7 protein-coding genes are annotated in these 3,434 nt (G+C 69.2%); all 7 read left to right on the top strand.

The features are described from left to right. On the top strand, positions 1-384 hold a 384-nt coding region (locus ACOADB_RS22585), incomplete at its 5' end, for a chemotaxis protein CheX (RefSeq protein WP_378603932.1). Then, positions 381-740: a response regulator gene (locus ACOADB_RS22580; RefSeq protein ID WP_378603929.1), complete on the top strand. Its 360-nt coding sequence runs from the start codon at positions 381-383 to the stop codon at positions 738-740. The genes ACOADB_RS22585 and ACOADB_RS22580, both read left to right, overlap by 4 nt. A gap of 9 nt (positions 741-749) precedes the next feature. Further along, positions 750-1,229, top strand: a complete 480-nt coding sequence (locus ACOADB_RS22575; RefSeq protein WP_378603926.1) for a hypothetical protein — start codon at positions 750-752, stop codon at positions 1,227-1,229. Positions 1,230-1,429: 200 nt separating this feature from the next. Beyond that, complete coding sequence (flgB, locus tag ACOADB_RS22570) at positions 1,430-1,795, top strand: flagellar basal body rod protein FlgB (protein ID WP_378603923.1); 366 nt, start codon at positions 1,430-1,432, stop codon at positions 1,793-1,795. Beyond that, positions 1,795-2,184 (top strand): flagellar basal body rod protein FlgC, encoded by a 390-nt coding sequence (locus ACOADB_RS22565; protein WP_378603920.1) that lies wholly within the window; start codon positions 1,795-1,797, stop codon positions 2,182-2,184. The genes flgB and ACOADB_RS22565 overlap by 1 nt, the downstream gene beginning before the upstream one ends. Positions 2,185-2,189: 5 nt before the next feature. Then, a complete protein-coding gene (gene fliE / locus ACOADB_RS22560; RefSeq protein ID WP_378603917.1) occupies positions 2,190-2,537 on the top strand; it encodes a flagellar hook-basal body complex protein FliE in 348 nt (115 codons plus the stop codon). 10 nt (positions 2,538-2,547) lie between these two features. Beyond that, positions 2,548-3,434, top strand: an 887-nt coding sequence (fliF, locus tag ACOADB_RS22555; RefSeq protein ID WP_378604001.1) for a flagellar basal-body MS-ring/collar protein FliF, incomplete at its 3' end; no start/stop codon positions are given.

Below are 3,434 nucleotides of genomic sequence, written 5' to 3'. Positions count from 1 at the left end.
CGGGCCGTCCCGCCCGGCTCCCCCTTCGACGCCGCAGGGGTCTGGTCCGCGACGGTGTCGGTCAGTGGAGGCTGGCAGGGCGTGGTGACCCTGGAGCTCGACGAGCAGGTGGCCCGTCGGGTGACGGCCCGCATGCTGGCCATTCCCACGCCCGACGAGGTGCTCGACGTCGACGTCGCCGACGGCGTCGGGGAGCTGGTCAACATGGTCGGCGGGAGCATCAAGAGCCTGATGCCCGGCCCCAGCGCACTCTCGCTCCCGTCCGTCGCAGCCGGGCGGGCCGCCTTCGCCAGCGACGTCCGGGAGGTCTGTCGCGTCGACGTCGCCTGGCGCGGCGCCCCGGTCCGCGTCTGTGTCCACGTCCCCCAGGGAGCATCCCGATGAAGATCCTGATCGCCGACGACAGCCGCGTGATGCGCCAGATCGTGATCCGCACCCTGCGCCAGGCCGGACACGGCGGCCACGACATCGTCGAGGCCGAGAACGGTCGCCAGGCACTGGAGATGGTGCAGACGGAGGCTCCCGACCTGGTGCTGTCGGACTGGAACATGCCCGAGATGAACGGCATCGACTGCCTCGACGCCCTGCGCGCGTCCGGGTCGACCGTCGCCTTCGGCTTCGTCACCTCCGAGGGGTCCGAGGAGATGCGCCAGCGCGCCGCCTCCGCCGGTGCTGCCTTCCTCATCGCCAAGCCGTTCACCCCGGAGGCGTTCGACGACGCCCTCCGCAGCGTCATCTGAGGAGCCGACGTGGTCGTCCACCTGCCCCAGCCCAAGCAACTGAAGGACCTGCTCGTCGAGCTGCTCGGCCGCGACGTCACCCTGAGTCCGGCGACGCCCTTCGCGCCGGCGCCGGACACCGCGGCCTCCGTCGCTGTGTACGTCGACGACCAGCTCCGGATCAGCGCCCTGATCCTGTGCGACCTGGCCTTCTCCGCCCATGCCGGCGCGGCGATCGGGTTGATCCCCGTCGGTGGCGCACAGGCCGCGATCGACGACGGCAAGATCACCGACACGATCACCGAGAACCTCTACGAGGTGCTCAACATCGCGGCGTCGATGTTCAACGTCGCGGGCGCCGATCACCTGCGCCTGCACGCCCTGCACCCGGCCGGCCCCCCGCTCGACCCGCAGCTGCGGATCAGCGCGCTGACCCTGGGTCGCCGCGAGGACCTCACGATCGACATCGCCGGCTACGGCGCGGGGGCCGTGTCCGTCGTACTCCTCTGAGCCTCCGACCTGAGGGCTGATCGAACGGTCGGGATAGTCGGGATCAAGTCCCAGCGCTCGGAACTCAGGTCGTTCAACGCTCAACCGATGAACCCCGTGAGCACGGACTGCTCACGCCCCGCCGAAGGACCGGCACCGACCGCTTCACCACTGCTGACCTGTTCCATCCGTCAGGAGAGGTGCCTCTCGAGGAGAACCTCGTGTCCTTCGCAGCCACCGATGCCGTCGGCTTCGTGTTGCACTCGGCGATCAACGGCCTGTCCACGCGCCAGCAGGTGATCGCCGACAACATCGCGAACGTCGACACCCCCGGGTTCCGGGCCCGCGCCGCCGACTTCGAGTCGGCGCTGTCGCGTGCCATCGAGACCGGCAAGGCCACCTCGTCACAGGGAGTCGGTGTCACGGTGTCCGCCACCGACACACCGGTCGGCGCCAACGACAACAACGTCGACCTCCGCAAGGAGTCGATCGCGGCCATCCAGACGCAGTACGAGTACGAGGTCATGGGCCGCGCGATCAGCGACCGCCACACGCGCCTCTCGCTGATGTCGGGCGGCAACGGCTGATGGGCGCCTTCGACACCCTGCGCATCGCGAACACCTCGCTCGGTGCCCACCAGGTCTGGCTCGACGCGCTCGCCGGCAACATCGCGAACGCCAACACCGTCAAGGGCACCGACGACGACGCGTTCCAGGCCAGGTACGTCGTCATGGACCCGCGCGCTGACGGCGGCGTGGACGTCGAGGGCTTCGCCCAGTCCAGCGCCGAGGGCCGCCTGGTCCACAACCCGACGCACCCGCTCGCCGACGAGGAGGGTTACGTCCGGATGCCCGACATGGACATGGCCTCGCAGATGAGCCAGCTGGTCATGGCGCAGCGCGGCTACCAGGCCTCCGTACAGGTCACGAAGTCCGCGCAGGACACCTACACCGCAGCCCTGCAGATCGGCCGGTGACGACGATGAGCATCTCCCCGATCAGCTTCCCGCAGATCCCGAACCTGCCCGGCGTCGACGGCATGACGCCGATCGCGAACGCCGCACCGACCGCCGGCACTGCCGGTGTCGCGGGCCCGACGGGCCCCTCGGGCACCGAGTTCGGCTCGATGGTCCTCGACGGACTGGACAAGCTCGAGGGCCTGACCGACAAGGCCGACAACCTCGCCGTCCAGGCCGCGACCGGGAAGCTCGAGAACATCCACGACTACACGATCGCCGCCAGCGAGGCGTCGGTCGCGAGCCAGATGACGGTTGCGCTCCGCAACAAGGCCGTCGAGGCGTTCAACGAGATCATGCGGATGCAGGTCTGAGGACGTCATCATGCAGCAGAGACTGAACCGCTTCCTGTCGCGTGGCTCCGACGCCTTCGCGTCCTTCACGGCCGGCCAGAAGGCCGTCGCACTCGTCGGCACGGCCGCTCTCCTGATCGCCGCCTTCATGGTGTTCCGCTGGGTGTCGGCGCCGAGCTACTCGCCGCTCTACTCGAACCTGTCGGGCGAGGACGCCAGCGCGGTCATCGAGGAGCTCGACGCGTCGGGCATCCCGTACGAGATCTCCGGCGGCGGCGGCACCATCTCGGTGCCCCGCGCGGACGTCTACAGCACCCGGATCACGCTGTCCGGCAAGGGCCTTCCGACCAGCACCGACGCGGGCTACAGCCTGCTCGACGGCCAGAGCCTCTCGACCTCGGAGTCCCAGGAGCAGACCAACTTCAAGCGCGCGATGGAGGGCGAGCTCAGCAAGACGATCGAGGCCATCGACGGCGTCGACACCGCGGTGGTCCACCTGGCGCTGCCCGAGAAGCAGGTCTTCAGCGACGAGCAGGACCCGGCCACCGCGTCGGTCCTGATCGACACCGCTGCCGGCATCACGCTCGACGACGAGCAGGTCCAGGCCGTCGTCCACCTCGTCGCGTCCAGCATCGACGGCCTCGACCCGAAGAAGGTCACCGTCGCGGACTCGACCGGCAAGGTCCTCACCAGCGAAGGCACCGAGGCCGGTTCCGGGGCTGCCTCGTCCCGCACCAAGCAGGTGCAGGCCTTCCAGAAGTCCCTGCAGGGTGAGATCCAGGCCGTGCTCGACCGGGTCGTCGGCGTCGGCAACTCCAAGACCGCCGTCACCGCCGACCTCGACTTCGACAAGTCCGTCACCGATTCGCTGAAGTACGACGTCACCGACGGCGCCCCGGCGCTGTCGGAGTCGAAGAG

Origin of the sequence: Nocardioides sp. CPCC 206348 (genome assembly GCF_048654705.1) — a bacterium.
GTDB lineage: Bacteria > Actinomycetota > Actinomycetes > Propionibacteriales > Nocardioidaceae > Nocardioides.
This window is presented reverse-complemented; position numbering and strand designations above follow the sequence as displayed.

Excerpts from the sequence above, each read along its gene's own strand:
- ACOADB_RS22580 (WP_378603929.1), top strand. The coding sequence starts at position 381 with ATGAAGATCCTGATCGCCGACGACAGCCGCGTGATGCGCCAGATCGTG.
- ACOADB_RS22565 (WP_378603920.1), top strand. The coding sequence starts at position 1,795 with ATGGGCGCCTTCGACACCCTGCGCATCGCGAACACCTCGCTCGGTGCC.
- fliE (WP_378603917.1), top strand. The coding sequence starts at position 2,190 with ATGAGCATCTCCCCGATCAGCTTCCCGCAGATCCCGAACCTGCCCGGC.